Annotated in this window: 18 protein-coding genes; 7 read left to right on the top strand and 11 right to left on the bottom strand. The window is 71.6% G+C overall.

Going from position 1 to position 24,958, the window contains the following annotated elements; all coding sequences use genetic code 11:
• Window positions 1–109 precede the first annotated feature (109 nt).
• On the bottom strand, window positions 110–2,419 hold the full coding sequence (locus tag AB5J55_RS27505) for an ABC transporter substrate-binding protein (protein WP_369273199.1): 2,310 nt from the start codon (window positions 2,417–2,419) through the stop codon (window positions 110–112).
• A gap of 374 nt (window positions 2,420–2,793) precedes the next feature.
• Here AB5J55_RS27505 and AB5J55_RS27500 point away from each other — a divergent pair, with 374 nt between their 5' ends.
• The 5 genes from AB5J55_RS27500 (at window position 2,794) to AB5J55_RS27480 (ending at window position 8,462) form a co-directional block, all read left to right on the top strand.
• Window positions 2,794–3,084, top strand: a complete 291-nt coding sequence (locus AB5J55_RS27500) for a hypothetical protein (protein ID WP_369273198.1) — start codon at window positions 2,794–2,796, stop codon at window positions 3,082–3,084.
• A 31-nt stretch (window positions 3,085–3,115) separates the two neighbouring features.
• A complete protein-coding gene (locus AB5J55_RS27495; RefSeq protein WP_369273197.1) occupies window positions 3,116–3,937 on the top strand; it encodes a hypothetical protein in 822 nt (273 codons plus the stop codon).
• A 20-nt stretch (window positions 3,938–3,957) separates the two neighbouring features.
• A complete protein-coding gene (locus AB5J55_RS27490) occupies window positions 3,958–5,901 on the top strand; it encodes a fumarate reductase/succinate dehydrogenase flavoprotein subunit (RefSeq protein WP_369273196.1) in 1,944 nt (647 codons plus the stop codon).
• Window positions 5,898–6,668, top strand: coding sequence for a succinate dehydrogenase/fumarate reductase iron-sulfur subunit (locus AB5J55_RS27485; protein ID WP_369273195.1), 771 nt, complete (start codon window positions 5,898–5,900; stop codon window positions 6,666–6,668). The genes AB5J55_RS27490 and AB5J55_RS27485 overlap by 4 nt, the downstream gene beginning before the upstream one ends.
• A gap of 102 nt (window positions 6,669–6,770) precedes the next feature.
• Window positions 6,771–8,462, top strand: a complete 1,692-nt coding sequence (locus AB5J55_RS27480) for a hypothetical protein (RefSeq protein WP_369273194.1) — start codon at window positions 6,771–6,773, stop codon at window positions 8,460–8,462.
• A gap of 34 nt (window positions 8,463–8,496) precedes the next feature.
• Here the strand turns inward: AB5J55_RS27480 and AB5J55_RS27475 are convergent, their stop codons facing one another.
• The 6 genes from AB5J55_RS27475 to AB5J55_RS27450 all read right to left on the bottom strand — a co-directional run bounded on the left by AB5J55_RS27475 (window position 8,497) and on the right by AB5J55_RS27450 (window position 15,167).
• Window positions 8,497–11,205: a SpoIIE family protein phosphatase gene (locus tag AB5J55_RS27475; protein WP_369273193.1), complete on the bottom strand. Its 2,709-nt coding sequence runs from the start codon at window positions 11,203–11,205 to the stop codon at window positions 8,497–8,499.
• Between the two features lie 260 nt (window positions 11,206–11,465).
• Window positions 11,466–11,897, bottom strand: a complete 432-nt coding sequence (locus tag AB5J55_RS27470) for an ATP-binding protein (RefSeq protein WP_369273192.1) — start codon at window positions 11,895–11,897, stop codon at window positions 11,466–11,468.
• Between the two features lie 173 nt (window positions 11,898–12,070).
• Entirely contained in the window at window positions 12,071–12,490 is a 420-nt protein-coding gene (locus AB5J55_RS27465; protein ID WP_369273191.1) for a (deoxy)nucleoside triphosphate pyrophosphohydrolase, read from the bottom strand.
• 31 nt (window positions 12,491–12,521) lie between these two features.
• Window positions 12,522–12,713, bottom strand: a complete 192-nt coding sequence (locus AB5J55_RS27460) for an SPOR domain-containing protein (protein WP_328879534.1) — start codon at window positions 12,711–12,713, stop codon at window positions 12,522–12,524.
• A 351-nt stretch (window positions 12,714–13,064) separates the two neighbouring features.
• Window positions 13,065–13,817, bottom strand: coding sequence for a GntR family transcriptional regulator (locus AB5J55_RS27455; RefSeq protein WP_369273190.1), 753 nt, complete (start codon window positions 13,815–13,817; stop codon window positions 13,065–13,067).
• Between the two features lie 147 nt (window positions 13,818–13,964).
• Complete coding sequence (locus AB5J55_RS27450; RefSeq protein WP_369273189.1) at window positions 13,965–15,167, bottom strand: DUF4190 domain-containing protein; 1,203 nt, start codon at window positions 15,165–15,167, stop codon at window positions 13,965–13,967.
• An 87-nt stretch (window positions 15,168–15,254) separates the two neighbouring features.
• Between AB5J55_RS27450 and AB5J55_RS27445 the strand changes: the two genes are divergently transcribed.
• Window positions 15,255–16,466 carry a serpin family protein gene (locus tag AB5J55_RS27445; RefSeq protein WP_369273188.1) on the top strand — a complete coding sequence of 404 codons (1,212 nt, stop codon included), beginning with the start codon at window positions 15,255–15,257 and terminating at the stop codon, window positions 16,464–16,466.
• A 7-nt stretch (window positions 16,467–16,473) separates the two neighbouring features.
• Here AB5J55_RS27445 and AB5J55_RS27440 read toward each other — a convergent pair whose 3' ends face one another.
• Both AB5J55_RS27440 and AB5J55_RS27435 read right to left on the bottom strand, forming a co-directional pair.
• Window positions 16,474–18,051, bottom strand: a complete 1,578-nt coding sequence (locus tag AB5J55_RS27440; RefSeq protein ID WP_369273187.1) for a S8 family peptidase — start codon at window positions 18,049–18,051, stop codon at window positions 16,474–16,476.
• A gap of 248 nt (window positions 18,052–18,299) precedes the next feature.
• A complete protein-coding gene (locus tag AB5J55_RS27435; protein WP_369273186.1) occupies window positions 18,300–19,130 on the bottom strand; it encodes an oxidoreductase in 831 nt (276 codons plus the stop codon).
• Between the two features lie 86 nt (window positions 19,131–19,216).
• Between AB5J55_RS27435 and AB5J55_RS27430 the strand changes: the two genes are divergently transcribed.
• A complete protein-coding gene (locus AB5J55_RS27430) occupies window positions 19,217–20,122 on the top strand; it encodes a LysR family transcriptional regulator (protein ID WP_369273185.1) in 906 nt (301 codons plus the stop codon).
• A 32-nt stretch (window positions 20,123–20,154) separates the two neighbouring features.
• Here AB5J55_RS27430 and AB5J55_RS27425 read toward each other — a convergent pair whose 3' ends face one another.
• A complete protein-coding gene (locus AB5J55_RS27425; protein WP_369273184.1) occupies window positions 20,155–22,392 on the bottom strand; it encodes a DEAD/DEAH box helicase in 2,238 nt (745 codons plus the stop codon).
• Window positions 22,393–22,555: 163 nt separating this feature from the next.
• The gene (locus tag AB5J55_RS27420; protein ID WP_369273183.1) at window positions 22,556–24,844 is read right to left on the bottom strand and encodes a DUF4132 domain-containing protein; all 2,289 of its coding nucleotides are present in this window, start codon (window positions 24,842–24,844) and stop codon (window positions 22,556–22,558) included.
• Window positions 24,845–24,958 lie beyond the last annotated feature (114 nt).

The raw sequence follows: 24,958 nt of genomic DNA, 5'->3' as shown, positions 1-24,958 counted from the left end.
CTCAGCCCGTCCGGCGTTTGAGGACGAGGCCCGTTCAGGGCCGGCAGCGGGGGTCCGGGGGCGGCAGCCCCGGGGACGGGACGGGTAGGGGCGGCGGGGGCGAGAAACCTCAGTTGGACGACCCGCTCGGCCCCGGGTGGGCGCCCTTCTTCAGGAAGCCCATGTCCTGGTACACCGGCGTCCCGAAGCCGAAGGCGCCCGCGTTGACGACACTCGTCCGCGCCGCCGTCAGCTGAGGCCGCTGGAAGAGCGGCAGCGACCCCGCCGCCGCCCAGATCCGCGAGTCGGCCTTGCGGATCAGCGCCCGCGCCTCGGACTCGTCGAGCGTGGCGATCGCCTGGTCGAAGAGCTGGTCGACCTGGTCGGTCCCCACCCGCGTGTAGTTCTGCTCGACGTTCAGCGAGCCGTCGGCCGCCGGTACCGGCTTGGCGTAGATCGGCCGGGCGTCGGTCGCCGGGTAGGCGGAGGCGGGCCAGGAGTAGAGGGCGAGATCGAACTGGCCGGACGCGATGTGGTCCTTGAAGTAGCTCTCGTCCGAGACCTTGACGATGTCGGTGCGAATGCCTACCCGCTCCAGCATCACCCCGATCCGGTCCGCCACCGTACGCAGCGTCTGCGACCCCTCCCCCGAGGGCACCACGAACCGCAGCGCCAGCGGCTCGCCGTCCTTGGCCAGCGGCCGGGCCGCGGCGCCCGCCGGTGCGGCGGTGCCGCGCGGGGCGTACGCGCCGGGCGCACCGCCCTGCTGCAGCTGCTTGTTGCCGTACTGCTTGCCGTCCTGGGCGAGATGCCGCGAGCCTTCCTCGCCGTCGCCCTTCCCGGTGTGTCGCTCGTCCCCGCCCGCCTTGTTGTCCTCCCCGACGATGTACGTCCCGTCGTCCTCGGACTCCGAATCCGACTTCGCCTTGGACTTGGACTCGTCGCCGGAGTCGGAGTCGGACTTGGCCTTGGACTTCTCCCCGGAGTCGGACTTGGACTTGTCCCCGGAGCCCGCCTCCTTCTCGCCCTTCTCGCCCTTCTCGCTCTTGTCGCCCTTCTCGCTCTTGTCCGCCTTCTTCCCTTCGCTCCCCGCAGCGCCCTCCCCGTCCCCCTTCTTCTTCTCCTTGACCGGCCCTCCCGGCACCCACCCCGCGTCCGCGAGCAGCGCCTGCGCCTCCGCTGTGTCCTGGTCGCCGATCGCCCCGCTGTTGTCGGCGTACGCGGCCTGGCCGGACAGGGCAAGGTGGCTGCCGACCGGCTCGGTGGGCAGGCCGAGCGGGGCCAGGACCAGCTTCGCCAGTTCCTTGCGGTCGATGGCGCGGGCCACGGCACGCCGCACCCGCTCGTCGGCGAGCAGACTGTCGCCGCCGTTGAGCGCGAGCTGCGTGTACGCCGGCTCCAGGGACTTGCGTACCTCGAAGCCCCGGAACGTCGCCTGGTCCCGGCGCTGCTCGAGGGTCAGCCTGGCGCCCGGCTCCGGGCCCATCAGCGGCGTACCGGAAGCACCGGCGGAGCCATGGGCGGAGGCACTGGCGGTCGCGGACCGAGGCGGCGCGGCGAGCGCGATGCGCCGGGCCGCAGCGGTGTCGATCTCGGCCAGGTCCAGCTGTCCCGCGGCCAGCGCGGCGGCCCGCTGGTCGCGCGGCACGGCGCGCAGGACGATCTCGTTCAGCTTGGCGCGCTGCCCCCACCAGCGGGGATTGCGGGTGAGCTCGACCTCGTCGCCCTTGCGGTCGATCTTCTTCACCGTGAACGGCCCCGCGGTGACCTTGAGCTTGCGCCGGGCCCCGTCGTTGAACGCGTCCGGCGTGCCCATGACCTCCTTCGGGTACAGCGGCGAGAACAACGACTGCCAGTCCGCGTACGGCCGCTCGAAGGTGACCCGCACCTCCAGGTCGTTGGCGCCGCGCTCGATCCTCTCGATGCGGTCGTAGCCGGCGTTGCGGGCGGTCCAGTAGGCACTGTCCTTGCCGGACAGGGCCCGCCACTGGGCGGCGAAGTCGGCGGCGCCGATCTCCCGGCCGTCGCTCCAGACGGCCTGCTGGTTGAGCTTGTACAGGACGACCTGCTTGGGCTCGGTCTCGACGACCTTGGCGGACTCCAGATAGTCCGGATTGCGCTCCGGCCGCCCGTTCCGGTCGAGCCGGAACATCGACGGCAGGGTGGCCTGCGCGATCCGCGTCGTGGTGGCGTCGGCGTCCGACTGGAAGGTGTTCAGCGTCTCGGGTACGGCGTCCACGGCCCACCGCAGTGTGCCGCCGTCGGCGATCCGGTCCCGGGCGGCCGGGGCGATGTCCTGCCCGGCCAACGGCTTGCCGGCGGGGTCCGGGTCGCTGCAACCGGCGAGCGCGGGCAGGCCGAGCACACCGGCGGTCAGGAAGGCCACCGAGCGCAAGACCGCGTTGCGGCCAGGCCTGGGTCCGAAGCCGTCGTGGGACATCTGAGGTACCTCCGGGGAGCCGCTCCCGCCGGTGACATTAAGTGCGTTCTGATCACGTTTGGCGGTATTTTGGAGCTGATCAGATCTAAGGCACCCCACTGAAGAGGAAAGGGTTCGCCAGGCGGAGACGACACGGCGGCCAGGGCGTGCAAGGCCACCCGTGCGGAGTAATGCACTTCCGTACGGCGCAATCACGCTCCCCGCGCTTTTTCGGCTCTCCGGCGTGCACAGAGCGCGTGCGGGCGTGCAATGGAGGCGCGCAATCCGCCAATCGCTGCACATCCCTTCACAGCGATAGGTGTGACGCGCAACACTCGCAGGCGCATGAACGTCACCACCCAGGGCCGAAGAGCCCACGGAAGTGAGGTCACGTCATGTCCGTGCAAGACGAACTGACAGCGGTCCAGCGCTGCCTCGACGACCTGTCCCGGTCCGTGGGCAGGCTGGAGAAACAGCTGGGCACCGGCGGGCTGGAGATGCGTCGCGTCCGCGCCGACGCCAACCATCTGCGCGAGAGCGTCGCGCTGCTGCGGGACGCGGCCGCGACGCCCGCCACGCAGCGCAAACCGGAGCTCGTCACCATCCCCGACACGCCGTACGACGACTCTCTGTGGATCGACACGGATGACGAGGGTCTCGGCGCCCGGGACCGCCGCGCCCCCTGATCCCACCCCCTGACCCGACCGGAGTCATGCATTGGCCACTGGTACGGAACCCCATCTGAACAGCGGCGGCGTACGAACCGGTACGCGCGCCGCGATCACCGCCCCGCACCTGCGGACCGACCGCTGGTGGCTGGCCCCGGCCGCCACCGCGGCCGGTCTGCTGGCGTTCATCGTGTACTCGACCTGGCGGGCCTTCGCGAACGCGGACTACTACGCCGCGCCCTACGTCTCCCCGTTCTACTCGCCCTGTCTGGCGGAGAACTGCGAGCCCATGCGCGCCGGGCCGAACTGGGACCTCTTCGGGAGCTGGTGGGGCATCTCCCCCGCGATCATCATCCTGATCTTCCCGCTCGGCTTCCGCCTGACCTGCTACTACTACCGCAAGGCCTACTACCGCGGCTTCTGGATGTCGCCCCCGGCCTGCGCGGTGGCGGAGCCGCACAAGAAGTACTCCGGTGAGACCCGCTTCCCGCTGATCCTGCAGAACATCCACCGGTACTTCTTCTACGCCGCGCTCCTGGTCGCCGGGATCCTGACGTACGACACGGTGCTCGCCTTCCGCGACGAGAACTACGAGTGGGGCCACATGGGCCTCGGCACCCTCGTCTTCCTCGCCAACATCGTGCTCATCTGGGCGTACACCCTGTCCTGTCACTCCTGCCGGCACATCGTCGGCGGCAAGCTCAAGCACTTCTCCAAACACCCCGTGCGCTACCGCATGTGGCAGTGGATCGGGAAGCTCAACGCCCGGCACATGCAGCTGGCGTGGGCGTCGCTGCTGAGCGTGGCGCTCGCCGACTTCTACGTCTATCTCGTCGCGTCCGGGGTCTTCGACGATCCGCGCTTCTTCTAGATTGAGTGGGGACTGAACAGATGTCCGTGGTCGAACGGCAGGAGTGGGACGTCGTCGTGGTCGGTGCCGGGGGCGCGGGCCTGCGTGCGGCGATCGAGGCACGTGAGCGAGGCGCCCGTACCGCCGTGATCTGCAAGTCGCTGTTCGGCAAGGCGCACACCGTGATGGCCGAGGGCGGCATCGCGGCGGCCATGGCCAACGCCAACGAGCACGACAACTGGCAGGTCCACTTCCGCGACACCATGCGCGGCGGCAAGTTCCTCAACCAGTGGCGGATGGCCGAGCTGCACGCGCAGGAGGCGCCGGAGCGGGTGTGGGAGCTGGAGACCTGGGGCGCGCTCTTCGACCGTACGAAGGACGGCCGTATCTCCCAGCGCAACTTCGGCGGCCATGAGTACCCGCGCCTCGCGCACGTCGGCGACCGCACCGGACTGGAACTGATCCGCACGCTGCAACAGAAGATCGTGTCGTTGCAGCAGGAGGACAAGAAGGAGACCGGGGACTACGAGTCCCGGCTCAAGGTCTACCAGGAGTGCACGGTCACCCGGATCCTGAAGGACGGCTCCCGGGTCTCCGGGGTCTTCGCCTACGACCGCGAGACGGGCCGCTTCTTCGTCCTGGACGCCCCCGCCGTCGTCGTCGCGACGGGCGGCATCGGCAAGTCCTTCAAGGTGACGTCGAACTCCTGGGAGTACACCGGCGACGGCCACGCGCTGGCGCTGCTGGCGGGCGCGCCGCTGCTCAACATGGAGTTCGTGCAGTTCCACCCGACGGGCATGGTCTGGCCGCCGTCGGTGAAGGGCATCCTGGTCACGGAGTCGGTGCGCGGCGACGGAGGGGTGCTGCGCAACTCCGAGGGCAAGCGGTTCATGTTCGACTACATCCCCGACGTCTTCAAGGAGAAGTACGCCCAGTCGGAGGAGGAGGGCGACCGCTGGTACGAGGACCCGGACAACAACCGGCGACCTCCTGAGCTGCTGCCTCGCGACGAGGTGGCGCGGGCGATCAACTCCGAGGTGAAGGCGGGGCGGGGCTCCCCGCACGGCGGGGTCTTCCTGGACGTGTCCACCCGTATGCCGGCGGAGGTCATCCGCCGTCGCCTTCCCTCCATGTACCACCAGTTCAAGGAGCTGGCGGACGTGGACATCACCGCGGAGGCGATGGAGGTCGGGCCGACCTGCCACTACGTCATGGGCGGTATCGCGGTCGAGTCGGACACGGCGGCGGCGCGCGGGGTACCGGGGCTGTTCGCGGCGGGTGAGGTGGCCGGCGGCATGCACGGTTCGAACCGGCTCGGCGGCAACTCGCTGTCCGACCTGCTGGTGTTCGGCCGCCGGGCCGGCTGGCACGCCGCCGAGTACGCGGCGGCGCAGGCCTTCGAACGCCCCGAGGTCAGCGACCTCCAGGTGGACACGGCGGCCGCGGAGGCGCTGCGGCCGTTCTCGGCGGAGGGACCGACCGGGGGCGCGGACGACGGGCGCCCGCCGGAGAACCCGTACACCCTCCACCAGGAACTCCAGCAGACCATGAACGACCTCGTCGGGATCATCCGCCGCGAGGCCGAGATGGAGCAGGCGCTGGAGAAGCTGGCGGACCTGCGCGTACGGGCCCGCCGGGCCGGTGTCGAGGGTCACCGCCAGTTCAACCCCGGCTGGCACCTCGCCCTGGACCTGCGCAACATGCTGCTGGTCAGCGAGTGCGTGGCGCGGGCGGCACTGGAGCGCACGGAGTCGCGCGGCGGGCACACCCGCGAGGACCATCCGACGATGGACCGCAAGTGGCGCAACATCAACCTGCTGTGCCAACTGGCCGATCCGACGGGCGGCTTGGCCGCCACCGACCCGGAACGCGGCCAGATCAACCTGCTGCGGGAGACCACCGACCCCGTCCGATCGGACCTGCTGGCTCTCTTCGACAAGGAAGAGCTGGTCAAGTACCTCGCCGAGGAGGAGCTCTACCAGTGAGCAGCTACGAGGCCCGCTTCAAGGTGTGGCGCGGCGATGTGCAGGGCGGCGGCCTGGAGGACTTCGAGGTCGAGGTGAACGACGGCGAGGTGGTCCTGGACATCATCCACCGCCTCCAGGCCACCCAGGCCCCCGATCTCGCCGTCCGCTGGAACTGCAAGGCCGGCAAGTGCGGTTCGTGCTCCGCGGAGATCAACGGTCGGCCGCGGCTGATGTGCATGACGCGGATGTCGGTGTTCACCCGGGAGGAAACGATCACGGTGACGCCGCTGCGGGCGTTCCCGGTGGTGCGGGACCTCGTCACGGACGTCGGCTTCAACTACACCAAGGCGCGCGAGGTTCCGTCCTTCGTTCCGCCCGAGGGTGTGGGCCCCGGCGAGTACCGGATGATGCAGGAGGACGTGGACCGCTCGCAGGAGTTCCGCAAGTGCATCGAGTGCTTCCTGTGCCAGGACACCTGCCATGTCGTCCGCGATCACGAGGAGAACAAGCCGGTGTTCGCGGGCCCGCGGTTCCTGATGCGGGTCGCGGAACTCGACATGCACCCGCTCGACGCGGCCGCGGAGACGGGCCTGGACCGCAAGGCCACGGCCCAGGACGAGCACGGCCTCGGCTACTGCAACATCACCAAGTGCTGCACGGAGGTCTGCCCCGAGGGCATCAAGATCACGGACAATGCGCTGATCCCGCTGAAGGAGCGGGCTGTCGACCGCAAGTACGACCCGTTGGTGTGGCTGGGGTCGAAGATCGGGAGGCGGTCCTCGTAGGGTGCCCGCCCTCGGCTCCGCCGGGAAACTCGCACGTCACTCCACCCCACCCCTGACGCACCCCGGTCGCGCCCCTGCATTCCTGCTCATACGCTCCGAAATGTGACGTCATCTTCGATCCGGGGCCGGGCGCGGCGCGGTGGTTCGCACATATCGGTGCGGGTCGCGCATGCGCTGGTGGGCGGGCTGGTCGGGGTGGTGTGGCTGGTGCTGCCCGGGATGACGGTCGGTGCCGGGGGCCCGGTTGCGGGCGGGACGGACCGGCCGGTCGCCGGTGCGGTGGCTCAAGGGGAGGACGAGGGGACGTCGGGCACGGATCTGGTGGTGCCGATGCTGGCCGTCGTCACCGCGACGGTGCTCGCGGGGTACGGGTTCCTGCGGCGCAGACGGCGGGCGCGGGAGCGTACGACACCCGGTGGGGCGGCGGGTCGGGGCGAGGCCGAGCAGCCGGTCGGGGAGCTCGATGAACGGGCTCGGGCGCTGCTCGTGGCGGCCGACGACTGGGTGCGCGTCGGCTGGGAGGAGCTGGGGTTCGTCGAGGGGCGGTTCGAGCTGGAGGATCTCGCGCACGCCGGGCGCGTCGAGGACGTCGACGAGGTCGGACGGGGCGAACCCTTCGCTCGGGCCCTCCGGGACGCCGAGGCCGAGCTGGCGGTCGCCTTTCGCATGCGGTGGCAGTACGAGGGCGGGGTTCCGCGGGAGGCCGCGGCTCGGCGGCACGCGCTCGCGGGGATCGTCGGGCGGTGTGAGGAGGCGGGGCGGTTGCTGGACGCGCAGGCCGCCGCGCTCGATCAGGAACGGGGGTTGGAGCAGGGCCTGGGCGGAGGGCTGGGGCATGCCCTGGTCGTCGCCGAGGGCCGGTTCCGGGAGCTGACCGGGCGTACCGGGGGTGCCGACGCGGCCCTGCGCGAGCTGGGCGAGCGGTACGCTCCGTCCGCCACGGACGCCGTCGCGGGGCATGTCGAGCAGGCCAAGGACCGGCTGGTGTTCGCGACCACGCGTCTCAACCACGCCCGCCAGGCCGCCGACTCGGGCGACAACGAGCGGGCCGCGAGCCGGCTGCGGGCCGCCGAGGGCGCCATCGCCCAGGCCGCCGTCTTCATCGACGGCGTGGAACGGCTCGCCGAGGACCTCGCCACGGCCGCGGCCACGGTGCCGGCCGCGCTGACCGGCGGCGAGGTGGAGATCGCCGGGGCGCGGGAGTCGCTGACGGGGCCGCGAGACCCGTATCTGGACGTCCCTCCCGGCGAGCTGCGCGCCCGCGTCATGCACGCCGACGTCGTCCTGGCCCTCGTACGAGAACAGCTGACCTCCGGGCCGTACGACCCCCTCGACGTGCTGCGCCGGATCGTGCAGGCCGTCGTGCCCGTCGCCGCGGGGCGGGCCGGGGTGATCGCGGCCGCCGCCCTGCTCTGCGCACGCAGTGCCGTCGCCGACGCGGACGACGTCGTCGCGACGCATCGCGCAGCGGTCGGCAGCGAGGCCCGCACCCACCTGGCGGAGGCCCGGCGACTGCTCACTCCCCCGCTGTCCACCCCTACCGGCCGGACACCGCCGCCATCCCCGGCCGACCTCCTTACGTCCGACACCCTGGCCCAACAGGCCCAAGCCCTCGCCGAACAGGACATCCGCCTCCACGGCAATCCCATCGCGGGCCCCACCGACGACATCACCGGCCTGGCCGGCGCACTCCTGGGCGGCGTCCTCCTCGGCGGGGACCCGGGCACCGCCCCACCGGCAGCCTTCGGCGGTCCACGCACCCGAGGGCGCCGGGGCGACACGGACCGGGCGTGAGCTCGCTCGGCCAGGCCCCTCGCCCCCGCACCCCTCAGAACAGGCTCAGCAACGCCTCCGCCGGATCCGTGAGGCCGTTCTCGCCGTCCGGCAGGGGCAGTTCGAACCAGACCGTCTTGCCGCGCGGTGTGCGGCGGGAGCCCCAGGCGGCGCTGAGGAGGCCGACCAGCTGGAGGCCCCGGCCGCCCTCGTCGGTGTCGCGGGCGCGGCGGCGTCGGGGCTGGACCAGGCCGGAGTCCCAGACCTCGCAGACCAGGGTGCGGTCGAGGAGGAGGCGGAGTCGGATCTCGCCCTCGCCGTAGCGCAGGGCGTTGGTGACCAGTTCGCTGACCAGGAGTTCCGTCGTGTCGACCAGGGGTTCCAGGTCCCAGGACAGGAGCCGGCCGCGGGCGTACTCGCGGGCGCGGCCCACGCTGCGCGGCTCGCGTGGCAGGGTCCAGTCGCCGACCGAGTCGGCCGGCAGCCCCTGGACACGTGCCATCAGCAACGCGATGTCGTCCTCGCCGTGGTGGGTGTCGAGGGTGTTGAGGACGTGGTCGCAGACGTCCTCCAGGGGGCGCGAGGGGTCGGTGAGTGCGCCGACGAAGGCCTGGAGGCCCTCGTCCAGGGGGTGGTCGCGGGACTCCACGAGTCCATCCGTGTAGAGCGCCAGCAGCGCGCCCTCCGGCAGCTCGACCTCCACCTCCTCGAACGGCTCCCCGCCCACACCGAGCGGCATCCCCGGCGGCACGTCCAGCATCAGCGCGTCCTCGCCCGGCTCGACGAGGACCGGCGGCAGATGCCCGGCGTTGGCGAAGGTGCAGCGGCGCGTGACGGAGTCGTAGACCGCGTAGACGCAGGTCGCCAGGTACACCTCGGACAGGTCCGCCTCCCGGGGGCGGCGGGCCGCTCGGGTGGCCTGCTGGACGCCGCCGGGCGCTCCGAGGCCGCGCGCGATCTCGTCCAGCGCCGAGAGCACCTCGGCCGGTTCGAGGTCCAGCAACGCCAGCGTCCGTACGGCGGAGCGCAGTTCACCCATCGCGACGGCGGCACGCAGCCCGCGGCCCATCACGTCGCCCACCACCAACGCCGTGCGGTGCCCGGGGAGTTCGATGACGTCGAACCAGTCGCCGCCCACCTCGCTGGGCCGGTCGGCGGACGAGTTGCCCGGCAGGTAGCGGCACGCGATGTCCAGGCCGGAGGCGACCGGGTCGCCCGGCGGGAGCAGGGACCGTTGCAGTATCAGCGCCCGCTCGTGCTCGCGCCGGTACAGGCGTGCGTTGTCGATGCACACGGCGGCACGCGCCGCCAGCTCGACCGCCAGATCGCGGTCCCGGTCGCCGAACGGCTCACTGCCCTTCGTACGGGCGAACTGCGCCAGTCCTACGACCGTGTCGTGGGCGACCATCGGCACCGCGAGCGTGGACTGCACGAGGCCGCCCTCCTCACCGGGCACGTACTGCGGCCGGGCGGTGCGCAGGGCGTCCGCGCAGGGCGAGTTGAAGGGGTAGTGGTGGACGGCGCCGACCGCGACGGGGGTGCCGCCACCGACGAAGGGCGCGTCGGAGACCGCGCTGGCGAAGGCGACCCGGCGCAGCTCAGCGCTGCCGTCGGCGAGGCCGGGCGGGGTCTCGTCGCCGGCCAGCAGGCCCTGGTAGAGGTCGACGGTGGCCAGGTCGCAGAAGCCGGGGACCACGACGTCGAGGAGTTCGCGGGCCGTCGTCTCCAGGTCGAGGGAGTTGCCTATGCGGGCACCGGCCTCGTTCAGAAGGGCCAGGTTCCGCCGGGCGGCGGCGGCCTCGCGGGCGGCGGCGCGGCGGGCGGTGATGTCGGTTCCGAGCCAGGCGATGCCGATGGGGCGCCCGCTGCCGCTGCGCACACGGTAGAGATTGACGGACCAGTGGCGGCGCTCGTCCGAACCGGGCAGAAAGCCGGTGACGTGCATGTCCGTGATGGAGTCGCCGCTCTCCAGGACTCGGCGCAGGGTCGCCGAGACACGTTCGGCCTCCGGCCGCGGCAGATAGTCGTGGACGCCGTTGCCGCGATGGTCGTCGGGCGTGCCGCCGAACAGGGAGGCGAACCGCTGGTTGGCGCGGCGCACCCGCAGGTCGGGGTCGATCAGCAGGAAGCCGAACGGAGATTGACCGAATATCGCCTGCGAGGCGGCGAGGTCGGTCTCCATCCGACGCAGGGTGCGGACATCGACGACGATGCAGACGGCGGCCTTCTCACCGTCCTCGGTCCGCGTCGGCATGACGTACACCTCGGCGAGGCCGTCCTGACCGGGCCGGTCCTCGGCGTCCTGCGGCATCCGGAAGGGGACCACGCCGGTCCACTCCCGTCCGTCCAGGATCTCGGCCATCTTGCGCTGGCCCTGCTCGCGCAGGTCGGGGTCGATGAACGCCTCGATGGGATCCATGCCGACGGCCCGCTCGGCCGGTATGCCGAAGAGCTGCTCGGCGCGCAGGCTCCACTGGTCGACCAGGCCGTCGGGGCCGATGGAGAAGGACGCGACCTTGATGTAGTCGTAGATCGAGCCGGGCGGGCTGCTCTGCCAGACGGGGTCACCGGGGCGGGCCTCGTCGGAGGCGAACGTGTCGCGAGATGCCTGTGTGTCCGGCGAGGCTTGCGAGCCCTGTGTGTCGCGGGAGACGCCTGTCCTGTGGGAGGCCCGTGTGTCGTGGGCCCCCTCTCCCGCGGCCTTAGCCCTCGCGCCGTCCGACGGGTCGTCGGACCCCGAGGCCCTCGCTGGTATCTCGCTCACGCGAACCGTCCCCTCCAGCTCACCGCGCCCGGCACCGGTCACCGGGTGGCGGCTGCCCGCAGTATCCAGCACTACGGCCCCGCACAACACGGTGTTCACGATCACAGCACGTTCCCGATGGTTTTCGGTCCCGGCAGCGGAAACACTTCCAGTCTTCTAACCAGCGGACACGCAGTCGAATCACGCATCGCGACAACTGCCACTGGCCTGAACCATTCGTTCGAAAGGCAGGGGTGCGCATACCCGAGGGAGCCGGGGGGTCACTTCGGTACCGCGAGCTCGAACCACACCGTCTTGCCCGTGTTCCGGCCGGGTCGGGTTCCCCATCGGCGCGAGGAGTGCGCCACGAGCTGAAGTCCGCGGCCGCTCTCGTCCTCGAGGTCGGCGACCCGTTCGCGGGGCGGGTCCGGAAGAGGGTCGGAGACCTCGACCCTGAGGACCCCGTCGAGGCCGGAGGGGCGCACCAGGCGTACGCCGATGGGGCCGGTGGCGTGCCGCAGGGAATTGGTGACCAGCTCGCTGACCAGCAGCGACGTGACGTCGGCGAGGCTGTCCAGGCGCCACTCGCGCAGTCGGCCGCGTACGGCGGCGCGGGCCGCGCGGACGGCACCCGCCTCCGCGGGGAAGGTCCACTCGGCGCAGTCGCCATCGGAGTCGATCACGCCGATCACATCCCGGGCCAGCGAGCTCACCCATGTCCGGTTTCATAGGTTTGATTGGCACATACCCGATATTCACAGGGCAGTACCGTGCGAGCGGGTAGGCCGTCGGGGAGTTCCCAACGCCGCTCAACGGCGTTCGTGATCCGGCCTGTCAGCCTGTCAGGTCCGTTTCGGGACCTCGGGTCGGCCGCTCGGCCGGTGACTCAGACCTGCGGCTCGCACGCCCCGTCGTCCAGCCGTCCCGCGACCTCCCGGACCGCCGGCACGTCCTGGTCCAGCCAGTCCACGTCCCAGAGTTCCGCCGCGCCCAGCCAGCGCAGCGCGTCATGATCCTCGAGGGGCTCGGGGTCCCCGGAGCCGGGGAGCAGGCGGGCGGTCCACACATGCAGGACGTAGGGGGGTTTCAGGGGCCATGCCCCCGGCACCCGCTCGAGCACCTCGGCGGCCACGCCGAGTTCCTCCCGCAGCTCGCGCACGAGCGCCGCCTCGGGCGCTTCGCCGGGCTCGACCTTGCCGCCGGGCAACTCCCAGCGCCCGGCCAGTTCCTCGGGCGCACTGCGGCGCGCGGCGAGCAGACGTCCCGCCTCCAGCAATGCGGCGCCGACCACGATCCGTTCCGTCATGCGCCGGAGCCTACGGGAGCGCAGAAGCAGTTCAGTGGTCCCCGCTGTCGCCGTTCTGAGCGATGCGCTCGACCCAATACAGCTGTTTGTGCCCCCGACTGTCGAGGCTGTCCGCGATCTTCTGGGCTTCCGCCCGCGTTGCGTACCGGCCCACGCGGTAGCGATTGCCGTTGTCGTCCTGCCGAACCACGAGCCAAGGAAGAGTGATCGTGCTGTCGTTCATCGCGCTCCACTGCTCCTTCCCGCCCACGACCGCCCGAGTCCCGCTCGCGGCCTGTGCCGTGCCCCGCCCGCTAAGGAAACCGCAATCCGCATATGCCCGAGCCTACGCCTAACCTTTACGCAGCGAATACGCCTTTTCACAAAGAGGTACGCAACCAGCCAAGTCGCAGGGGGCGCACGGCATCGAATGCGCCGTGCGGAGACGTCGATGCATCCGGTCGCGGGCATGCTGCACACGCCCGCGACGACCTGCGTAAACGGCCAGATTGCAACGGCGGGTGATGGGGTGGGAGTTGAGGCTTTGCCGGGGGCAACTGCCGTGGAGGTGTGCGCTACTTCACGAACATGTGCGCTACTTCACCGGTAGGTGATAAGCGACGCGGTAGCGGTCCGCCGGAATGACCACGTCCGCCGTTTCCACCGGACGGCCGGACGCGTAGTAGGTGCGCTGGATGACCACGACGACATGACCGGGGACGCCGCCCAGCGTCAGCAGCTCCTCCGCGAGGCCGGGGCGGGCGCCCACCTCCTCCGTCACGTTGTCCACGACGACGTCGATGGCCGCCATGCGCTCGACGACGCCCATGCCGCCGAGCGGGCCCTCCTCGGGCAGCATCACGGGCGTACGGCCGGTGACGGCGAGCGGCTCCCAGGAGGTGGAGAGCATCATCGCCTCACCGGCGTCCCGGAAGAGATACCTCGTGCACATCACACGGTCGCCGGGGCGGATGCCGAGGCGCTCGGCGACGGCGACGCTGGCCTCGGCCTGGGCGCTGCTGGACTCCCAGGTGCCGCGCGTCTCGCCGTCGGCCTGCTCCTGGCGGAAGGGCGTGGCGCCGGTCGGCGGACGGAAGCCGGAGCGGGAGATCCGGCGGGGCACGGGACGCTCGCGGACGTACGTCCCGGAACCGGAGCGGCCCTCGACCAGCCCCTCGGCCATCAGCACCTTGCGCGCCTCGAGGGCGACGGTGTCCGAGACCCCGTACTCCTCACGGATCCGGGCCTGGGACGGAAGCCGGGTGTGCGGTGGCAGCGAACCGTCGACGATCTTCTTGCGGAGATCACCCGCGACGCGCAGGTACGCCGGCTGCTCACCGAAAGTCACTGGCCGCTCCCATCAGGTTGTACAGACAGCAACAGCGTGGCAACCGTGGGTTGTCCCGTGCAAGCAAAGGCCAGAGAATCACTCGATGTGATGACTTGTGCCCGGGGTGGGCTTTACCCAGGCAGTTTCTTTCCGTATAGGGCGCTCTCACACATCGAGGCGGCCCCCACTCCCGCCCTCGCCGCCGCTGTCGGAGTCGTCCTCGTACGTCGGCACGGTCGTGTCCAGGCCCAGAGCCTTGCGCGCGGTGACGGTCGTGGCGCCGTCGACAAAGCCGTACGCCTTTTCGTAGTGGGCGTAGAACGTGTCCGCGTCGTCGGCCGCCGCCGCCTTGCCCCATTCCTTGCGGGAGTCCCCCATCTCCGCGAGGAACTCGGTGACGGGCGCCTTGGCGTCCTCCGGCCAGGGTTGCGTGCGCAGCTTCTCGATCTGCTCGCCGAGGACGCGGTGGACGTCCTTCGCCCATGCCCGGTTCGCCGCCAGGTCCTCCTCGGGGTAGGCCTCGGGCTCCTCGTACAGGACGTTGTCGATGATGTTGGACGCCGACAGGAACCTCACCTGGTACCCGTCGAGGGTCATGTAGTCGCGGCGCAGCGACTCGGCGAGGGGCTTGCCGTCCGTGCTGCCGAACATGCAGGTGATGGCACGGTCTCCGAAGCGCCAGCTCTGCCGGGTCGGCACGAGGTAGTACACGTCCACGCCGTCCGGGACGGCCCAGGCGTCCAAGGCGTAGAGGCCCGCGTGCTCGTAGCACTTGTCGTCCGCGATATCCGCGAGCTCGTCGTCGCCGGGGAAGGAGCCGTCCGGCACCTTCACGACGGCCACGACCTCGGCGTCGTGCTGATCGTCGCAGGGCACTTCGTCGACGTCGTAGGTCTCGCCCTCCAGGCTGCCGGTCGAGGAGTTGAAGCAGTCACCCCTGGCGAGCGCGAAAGCGGTGCCCTCGCCGCTCGCGGCGCCCTTGAAGCCGTCCCAGAAGTTGGAGGCGGCGCCCGTGGACACCAGCAGCGACCACAGCACGAGCCCGACGCAGGACAGCACGGAACCGGCGACCGCCATGCCCTTGCCGCGCTCGCCGCTCTGCCTGATCTGCACCAGCGCGATCAGCCCCAGCACCAGTCCCACAGCCGGCAGGAAGCAGAGGATGCCGAGGACGAGGGCACCGATGGCCACGCCGTTGACAGGCACGGAGCGGCCGTACGTGCCGTAGGGGTGGTACGGGTACGGCCCCTGGGCAGCGGGTGGTCCGTAGGGGTACGGCGGCGGGTACTGGCCCTGCGCGTACGGCCCTTGGGGCTGCCCGGGGGACCCCTGTGGCTGGTGGGGTCCGGGAGGCGGAGGTGTGGACACGAGTACCGTGCTCCTGCGTTCGGGCGGCGGTGCCGGGTGGTGGGAACTGGCGTACGACTGGGCGAATCGTAAGCGTGGGGTGCGGCGATGGGGGACGTGGTGCGGGTCACGAATGCGACGGTTCGGGCGGTCAACGGGCTGACGGCTCGGTGGGCGTCGGCTTCCGAGGGCGGCACGGTGTTCTCGGCTGCGGGTGTGTGGCCGCTCCTCGCCTTCCTGGCGGACGGGGCGGGCGGCCCGGCGCGGGAGGAGCTGGCCGACGCGGTGGGGTTGCCGGCGGACGAAGCCGCGGGCGCGGCGCGGGAGTTGCTGGACGCGATGGGCGCGATGCGGGGGCTGGACTCGGCGCTCGGGTTGTGGACCAAGCGGACGCTGGAGCTGCGGGAGCGGTGGGAGGCGGGGCTTCCCGCGCAGGCGCACGGGGTGCTTACGGGGAATGCGGAGGCCGACAGGGCGGCGCTGGACGCGTGGGCGGTGAAGCGGACGGGTGGGTTGATCGACGGGATGCCGGTGCTGCTGGACCGGGACACCGAAATGGTGTTGGCGAGTGCGCTGGCGTTGCGTACGGAGTGGCTGCGGCGCTTCAGGGACTGGCCGACGGCGCCGGAGGCCGGCCCCTGGAGCGACCGCACACTGCTGGGCCTGCACCGCAGGAGCACACTGCTGGACCGGGTCGGGGTCGCCGACACGCCGGCGGGCCATGTCACCGAACTGAAGGTCCTGGGCGACAACGCGATCGACGTCCATCTGCTGCTCGGCGAGGAGGGGATGACGGCCGGGGAGGTGCTGGGGGCAGGGGTGGACATCCTGCAGCGCAGGTACGCGGTGGTGCCGGGGTCCCGACTGCCCTACGGGCAAGTGGGGCCGGGACTGTCGGTCGTGAAGCAGCGGAACACCCGACCCGTACCGCCGACGCTGGAGGTGGAGACGGTGGCGTTCGACATGGACGCGTACCACGATCTGTTCGAGCTGCACCGGGTGTTCGGCCTGGCGATGGCCATGGACACGAACAGTGGTCACTTTCCCGGCATCAGCGACTTTCCCCTGGCCATCGGGTCGGCCCGGCAGTCCACGATGGCGAGGTTCGGCGAGCTGGGCTTCCGCGCGGCCGCGGTGACGGCCTTCGCCGGCGTCGCAGGCGGCGCCCCGCCCCCTGTCCGCTGGGTGACCACCACCGTCAAGGCCGTCTACGACCGCCCCTTCGGCTTCCTCGCCCTGCACCGTCACTCACGGCTCGTCCTCGCGGCCGGCTGGGTCACGGACCCGGAGCCGTACCGCGAGGACGAGGAGGACTACTGATCCGCAATCAGAACTGCAGCGCCCAGGCGTCGATCCGCCCGGTGTCGTAGTTCGCGTTGTCGCTCACGCGCAGCTTCCACGTGCCGGCCGCTGCTTCCGAGGAGGCGTTCACCGAGTACGTGGTGTTGATGTTGTCCGAACTGCCGCCCGTGCCGTACGACTTCAGCGTGTACGCCGTGCCGTCGGGGGCGATCAGCTGGACCTGGAGGTCGCCGATGTACGTGTGGACGATGTGCACCTCGACGGGCAGGGCCGCGGGCGCGTTGCCCGAGACGCCGGAGACGGTCACCGGGGACTCGACCGTGGCGTTGTCGGCGATGGCGTAGTCACCGGTGTTCTCGAAGCGCGGGCCGGGCGGGGTGGTCGTACCGCCGCCGACGTACAGGAGCCGGTTGGGCGAGCCCGTGCCCGGGCTGGTGACGACGCCGGTCGTGGCGGCGGACGTCAGCGCCGAGGCGACCTGGGCCGGGGTGGCCGAGGGGTTGTCGGCGAGGTGGAGCGCGACCGCGCCCGCCACGTGCGGGGTCGCCATCGACGTACCGGAGATGGTGTTGGTCGCCGAGTCGCTGGAGTTCCAGGCCGAGGTGATGGACGAGCCGGGCGCGAACAGGTCCAGGACCGAACCGTAGTTGGAGTAGCTCGCCTTGGCGTCCGTCGAGGTCGTCGCACCGACCGTGATGGCCTCGGTGACGCGTGCGGGCGACCTGGTGGAGGCGTTGGTCGACTCGTTGCCGGCCGCGACGGCGAAGGTGATGCCGGAGGCGATGGCGTTGCGTACGGCCGTGTCGAGTGCGGTGTCGGCGCCGCCGCCGAGGGACATGTTGGCGACCGCCGGCTTGACGGCGTTCTGGGCGACCCAGTCGATGCCGGCGACGACCTGGGCGGTCGTACCGGAACCGGAGTTGTTCAGCACGCGGACGCCGACGACCTTGGCCTTCTTGGCGACACCGTAGGCGTTGCCCGCGACGGTGCCGGCGACGTGCGTGCCGTGGCCGTGGCCGTCCTGGGCGGTGTTGTCGTTGTCGATGGCGTCGTAGCCGTAGGAGGCACGGCCGCCGAAGTCGCCGTGGGTGATGCGGACGCCGGTGTCGATGACGTACGCGGTCACGCCCTGGCCGGCCGAGTCCGGGTAGGTGTACGAGCTGTTGAGCGGCAGGTTCTTCTGGTCGATGCGGTCCAGGCCCCAGGAGGGCGGGTTGGTCTGGGTGGCGTCGATGCTGAACGTGCGGTTCTGGACGACCGAGGCGACCGCCGGGTCGGCGGCGAGTGCCTTGGCCTCCGCCTCCGAGGCCTCGATGGCGTAGCCGTTGAGGGCCTTCTTGTACGTCCGCTCGATACCGGCGCCGTACCCCTCGACGAGGGTCCGCCCCGCCTTGGAGCCTGAGCGGGCGTGGTCCGCCTTGAGGGTCACGATGTAGCTGTCGGCGACGGCGTTGGCCGCGCCCGCGTACTGGATACGGCCCTCGGGAGCGGCCGCGGCGGGGAGTGCGGAGACGAGGCTCGCGGCGAGGGCCGCGGTGGCCGCCATGCTGAGCGCGGACAGTCTTCGCCGGGTGTCTCTGCGGGAGTTACGCATCACTGCCATCTGAGGGGTCCTCCTCGATCGGTGGTGCGCTGGTGGGGGGTGCACGGGTGCATGGAAGTGACGAGAGAGAGGCAGGGACATGTCAATTCCGCGTGTTGCCGCACCTGTGCGTCAGCCGAAAGATTGAGGGCTCCACAGGAATTACACAAGGGCCGTGCACGGCCAACTCGGCCGGGCGCGCCGCGGCAGGCGAGGACGGCCGGCCAACGGACCGGCCGTCCTCGAATCCTGCTCCCCGGCGAGCCCGGTCAGTTGTCGAACGCCGTGGCGCGCGTGCGCTTCTCCCAGGTCAGGACGTCGTCGCGGACCTGGTCGAGGTGGCCGAGCACGGCACTGACCCCGTCGTCGCCCAACGGCAGCCGCAGCGGGGTGTCCTCGGCCTCCAGCGCCGCCAGAATCAGCGCCGCCGCCTTTGCCGGGTCGCCCTGCTGGGTGCCGTCGCCGCCGGAGACCATGCCGCGGGTCTGGCTCACCTTGGCGTACAGACCGCTGTCCGCGCTGACCCCGGCCCGGCCCGACTGGAACAGCGCGGTGCGGAAGGAGCCCGGCTCGACGATCAGGACCTTGATGCCGAACTCGGCGACCTCGTCCGCGAGACCCTCGGACAGCCCCTCCAGCGCGAACTTCGTTCCGCTGTACGCCGAGAAGCCCGCGAAGGACATCTGCCCGCCCATGCTGCTCATCTGCACGATCGCCCCGGAGCGCCGCTCGCGCATCTGCGGGAGCACGGCCCGGGTGAGGGCGACCGGCCCGAAGACATGCACGTCGAAGAGCTCGCGCAGCTCCTGCTCGGTCGTCTCCTCGAAGGCGCCGACGTGGGTGCGGCCCGCGTTGTTGACCAGGACGTCGATCCGGCCGTGCCGGTCGATCACATCCCGTACGGCTGCCTCCGCGGCACCCGTCTCGGCCACGTCCAGTCGCAGCGCCTCCACCTGGTCGGGGTGCGCGGCCACGAGGTCGTCCAGGCCCTCGGGGCGCCGTACCGCACCCACCACCACATCGCCCTCGGCGAGCGCCGCGTCCGCGATGGCCCGCCCGAAGCCGCTGGTCGCACCGGTGATCAGCCACACCTTGTTCATGACAGCTCCTCGTATCGCCGTGATGTGGACCAGCGTGCTGCGCCATGGGGTTGCCCGTCCAAGACCCACGCTGATAACCGATGGTTATGGCTATGGACGTTCATGTGCGGGACCTGCGCTACTTCGTGGCGGTGGCCGAGGAACTGCACTTCACGCGCGCGGCCGAGCGGCTGTACGTCTCCCAGCCCGCGCTCAGCAAGCAGGTCCGGGCGCTGGAGCGGCAGCTGGGCACGGCGCTGTTCCGCCGCGAGCCGCAGGGCGTGACGCTCACCGATGCCGGCACGGCACTGCTGCCGCACGCCCGGCGGGTGCTGGACGCCTGGTCGGAGGGGGCGGCGGCGCTGGAGGCCGCGCGGGCGGCGGCACGCGGCACGCTGGTGGTGGGCATGAGCACCAGTCCGGGGCGCGGGGGGCTGCTGCCCGCGATCCGCTCCCGTTTCACCGCCGCGCATCCGGAGACCGTGCTGCGGCTGCGGCAGGTGAGCTGGGCGGACCCGACGGCGGGCCTCGCGGACGGGGAGGCCGACGTGGCGTTCGTGTGGCTGCCGCTGCCGGACGCCGGACGTTACGGCTGGACCGTGGTCGCCGAGGAGCCCCGACTGGTCGCCCTGCCCGAGGCCCATCCGCTGGCCGCTCGCGCGGAGGTCGACTTCACGGACCTGGTCGAGGAGCCGTTCCTCGCCCTGCCGGCGAGCGCGGGGCCGTTGCGTGACCACTGGCTGGCGCTGGAGGAGCGAGGCGGGCGCCCGCCGCGCATCGGAGCGGAGGTCGCGAGCACCGAGGAGACCTACGAGGCGCTGGTCGCGGGGCTCGGGGTGTGCCTGGTGGCCGCGGGCAACACCCCGCTGGTCTCTCTGGGCTCAGTGGTGACGCGTCCGGTGCGGGGGCTGGCGGCGAGCCGCTATGCGCTGGCCTGGCGGCGCGAGGATGCCGGGCGGCCACTCGTACGGGCGTACGCGGAGGCTTGTCGCCGGGCGACGGGGCGGTCATGACGGGGCAGTCATGACCCCTCGCCGCCCGGCGCTCACGCCCCTTCCGTGGCGGGCTCCGCCGGGGTCGTGCCCAGCCGGGCCTGCTCCTCCTCGACGATGCGGCGGGCCATGGCGATGTCCGAGATGTCGACGGCGTCCGGTGTCGACTCGGCGACCGCGCTGCGGCGGGCGTACGCGTCGAACAGGCGGGTCTTGTTCTCCAGCATCCGCACCAGCCGCTCGTCCACCCCGCCCGTGCACAGCAGGCGGTGCACGCGCACCGAACGGACCTGGCCCATGCGGTGGGCGCGGGCGACCGCCTGGTGCTCGACCGTCGGCTTGAGCTGCGGCTCGCAGAGGATGACGACGGACGCGGCCTGCATGTTGAGGCCCACTCCGCCCGCCTCGATCTGCGACAGCAGGACGGCATGGCCGGGCGCGGCGGCGAAGTCGTCGACGAGCTGCTGCCTGCGGGCGGGCGGCACGCTGCCCGAAATCGGTCCGAAGACCCGCCCGTCGAGGCGTCCGCTGCCCGGCCGGCCTTCCGCCGGATCCGACGGCCCCGTCGCTCCCGTGGCGTCCGCGAGCACCAACGCCTCCTGCACGACCGCCAGCACGTCCCGGAACGCGGAGAACACGACGAGCTTCAGCCCGTTCTCGGCGGCCTCCGCGGCGATCTCGCGCAGCCGGTCCAGCTTCGCCGAGTGCTTCGGGCGCGCGTACGCCGCCCTGCGCATCGCCATGAAGTTGCCAGCCCGCACGGCCTCGCGGTAGGCCTCCCCGTCCGCCGCGCTGGGCTCCTCCCACTCGTCCGTGTGCTGGAGCGCGGGGAGTTCGGTGAGGACGTCCTGCTGGTTACGGCGCAGGTAGACCGGTGCGACCGCCTTCCGGAACGCCTTGGAACCTGCAACTCCGTCATGCTCGTCGACGGTCTCGGCCAGGCCCGGCTGCAGGATCCGGACGAGGCTGCGGAACTCCTCGACACGGTTCTCCATGGGCGTACCGGTCATGAACAGCACGCGGTCGCAGTGCTCGGCCCACTCGGAGACGGTTCTGGAGCGGCGGGTCGCGGGGTTCTTGACGTAGTGCGCCTCGTCGACGACGAGCATGCCCAGCTCGCCACCGCCCGGCACCGGAAAGCCGCGCAGGGCGTCGAAGGTGGTGACCGCGACGCCGCCCCGGCCCTTCCAGTCCGCGAACGCCTCCTGCCGTTCGGGGCCGTGCAGCGGTGTCACGCGCAGCGCGCTGCGCTTCTCGATCTCCCGGGTCCAGTTGATGAGCACGCTGGCCGGGCAGACCACCATGAAGTGACTCTGCCCCGCGGCGGCGAGATGGGCCAGCGCGGCGATGGCCTGGATCGTCTTGCCGAGCCCCATCTCGTCGCCGAGGATCGTCCGGCGCTGGGCGAGGGCGAAGCGGGTACCGAAGGCCTGGTAGCCGCGCAGCGAGACCCGGCGGTGCGTGTCGTCGAGCGTCTGGTTCCTGACCCGCTCGGCCACCTCGTCCGGCAGGAACCCCTCGGCCGCCGCGGGGTCGGGGGCGCGGCCGGAGAGCTCGGCGAGCAGGCCGTAGTAGTCGGCGGAGCGCAGCTCGAAGTCGACCAGGGCGGCCACCTCGGACTCCGGGCGGCGCAGCAGGTCGACCGAGGCCTGGGCGAGCAGTTCGGGCACACCGTCCTGCTCTGCCTGCTCGGTCAGGGCGCGGATCTCGGCGACGGCCGTCAGCGCCCGGTCCCGTTTGGCCTGCCCGGCGAACAGCATGCGCAGCCGCCCGGCCGCCGGACCGGCCTCGGCCAGCAGCGGGCCGAGCCGCTCGGTCAGCGCCTTGGCCGCGTCGACCGCCCGGCGCGCCTCGTCGCCCGCCTCCACCAGCACACCGAGCGCCATCACCAGTGCGGTGGTGCGGGGTTCGGGCCGGTCGACGTCGATGTGTACGGCGATGGTGTCCCGTACGGCGTCGGCGATCCGCCGGGCGGCGGCCACGGTCTGGTCGGCGGTCTGCTGTCCGACCCCGGGGAGTTGGCGCAACCGGTACGGCCCGGCGTCGAGGACCTGCCCGACCGTCCGGAACCCGCCCTTCTCCACCTCGCCCAGCCGCAGCCTGCCCTCGGTGACGTCCTTGAGCCGGGCGACCGGGATGACGTCCAGCTCGCGCCGCGCCAGGTCGTCATGGATCGGCTCCAGGGCCTGCCGTACGGCCGCGACGGCCCGCGCGTGGTCATCGGCCACCGCCTGCGCCGCCTCGTTCAGCCGCCCGCCCCGGGCCACCGCCTCCCGCTCACTCCGCCCCATCCCGCCCGGCCCCTTCCCGCCCCTCTCGTCGCGTCGTTGGCATCCTGCCATCCGCGGCGCGCCAGGTCGTGTCCGCGAAGTCCCGTCGTCCGCCCGGAGGGCGCGCCCCGCGGCGTCCGGTGCGTGCTCTCGGGGCTTCGCCCTGTGCGGCGGTGGCCACGACTTAGCTTCGGGTGATCTGCTCGAGGATCGATCCGTCCGTGATCTGTGTGTCGGCGGCCAGCAGGAACGCCTTGCTGAGGATCAGCGAGAGCCGGTCGTCCTCGAACGGCAGGAACACTCCGCCGCCGTCCTTGTCCCGCTTGTCCCGCGCCGGGACGACGCACAGGTAGCTGTCGTCCGGTTCCATGAGGATGTTGGCCGAACCGAGATGGATCCGGTACGTGCGCAGGTCGCCGCGGACAACCAGGAAGCGGCCGTCGAGCGAGCACCGGTCGGCGATCCTCAGCCGGGGCAGGATCCGCTCCAGGGCGTCGCGCCGGGATGCGGCGCTCTCGGTCAGTTCGGCGAAGCCGGCCCGTTCCCAGTAGGTGCGCCCGGGGCAGGCGTCGGTCCAGTCGGGATCGGCGGCGATCGAGGTCACGCCGACGAACAGGTCGACGTCCCGCATCGCCTCGCTGAACACCAGCGGGGGCACGTCGGCGAGCGGCGCCTCACGCCAGGCACCCTCGGCCCGGCGGGCGAAGCGGACCTGGTCGGTCGAGGCCAGTTCGTCGCCGTCGGCCCAGTCGTACCAGGTGTGGAAGAAGCGCACCTGCCACTCCCCCGCCGCCAGGGTGCGCTCGGCCGCGTCGCCGTCCCCGTCGTCCCAGGGGCCGAGCCGGCCGCTCGTCCAGCCCCGGGCGCGGAACAGCGCGAACATCCTGCGGTAGTGGACCAGGTGCGCGGCGAAGCGGTTGGAGTGGACGCGGGTCTCCTCCTCGGCCGGGGTGAGGAGGTAGATCTCCCGAAAGGCCTGCTTGAACGGCTGCCGGATCCGCCGCTCGGTGAGCAGGTCCCGCCAGGCCCGCACGGTGTCCGGGGCCGAGCGCAGGGGGTGCCAGAGGCGTACGGAGGCGTCGTCGGGTGCGTCGGGCAGCTCGCCCGCCTCGGGCAGCACCGCCTGCCACTCCCCCGGCGCGACCTCGATCTCCCAGATCAGGCGGCGTACGAGGGTCCGGGCCTGCGGATGTCCGGCCAGCTCGGTGCGCCACCAGCCGTACGGGTGCGCGGCGTCGACCGTGAAGCCGCCCTCCAGCGCGCGGGCGAGGGTCACGAGCTGGGCGTTCACCCGCTTCACCAGCTCGCGCAGCTCCTTGACGAGGGCGGCGTGGTCACGGCGGACCGGCGCGGGGAGGCTGCGCAGCGGACGGCCGTCCTTCTCCCAGCTCAGCGTGGCGTTCTCGGCGACGGTGACGACGGCCTCGTAGTCGCCGGCCTTCCTGCGCAGCGCACCGTCGTCACCGAACCCCAGCCTCGGCAGCCGCAGCGCCACCTCGGTGCGCTCGGCGAGGGCCGCCTCGACCTTCTTGAGCATCTTGTCGAGCTGCTTGGGGACTCCGGCGTGCCGGACGTTCCCGCGCACGGTGCGTATCGCTGTCACCAGCTCGGGTGTGGGGAAGTCCTGTGCGGCACGGACCAGTTCGTACAGGAGAGCCTGTGACGGCACCGTCCTGGCCGGCGCCGGGGCGATGGCGACGCCGGGCAGCAGCCGGTCGAACAGCTCGGGCAGCCATGGCTCGTCGCGCAGCAGCGCCACCCTGGCCGCCTGCCCGAGCGAGACGACCTCACGGTCCGTGAACGCCTTGTCCGCCCGGTAGGGGATCTCGCCCGCCCGGATCGCGTCGGTGCGGTCGGCCGCCGTTTCCAGGGCACGACGGGCGAACGCGACGTACGCGGGGGTGTCGGCCGCGCTGCGCCAGGCGCCGGTGAGCGACGGCGGCGGCGAGCTGAACCTGTCGCTCCGGTCGATCTCGGACAGCCGCGCCCGCTCGGCCGGGCCGAGGGCGGTGATGACGGCGATCTCGTCGGCGACGACAGGGCCGACGTCCTGGGAGAGCCGCTCCTTTGCCGCCCGCAGTGTCGCCTCGTCCGCGAGCCCCGCGACCGCGAGCAGCGCGTACGGCTGTCGCACGGCGTCCTTCGCCAGCAGCAACTCGACCAGTCGGCGGGCCGGTTCGGACACGTCGGGCAGCGGACCGGTGCAGCACTCCAGCGTGGTCAGGCCGAAGGTGAGGTCCGCCCAGCCGCGCTGCTCGGCCGTCTCGACGAGCATCTCGAACAGCCGGCGGCACACGTCCGGCGTGTAGCGCGGCTGCCGTTCCCTGGCCGCCTCCTCGATCGCTCCGCGAAATCTCGTCGTCGCATGCCGTTCCGAGACGTCCACCTGGTACGTCTCCACGAGCATGCCGCCGAGTTCCTCGGCGGAGATCTGCGACAGGTCGGGGTGCGGCGCGTCCCTCTCGTAGTCCATGTGGGGATCATGGCAGCCGGCACTGACATCGCCTCCGGGCCGATGCTGCCCCGCGCTCACACGGTCATCCCGTTGTCAGTGGCCCCCGTTACTGTGACGGCCACTTGATCGAAC

Source organism: Streptomyces sp. R11, assembly GCF_041051905.1.
Lineage (GTDB): Bacteria > Actinomycetota > Actinomycetes > Streptomycetales > Streptomycetaceae > Streptomyces.
This window is presented reverse-complemented; position numbering and strand designations above follow the sequence as displayed.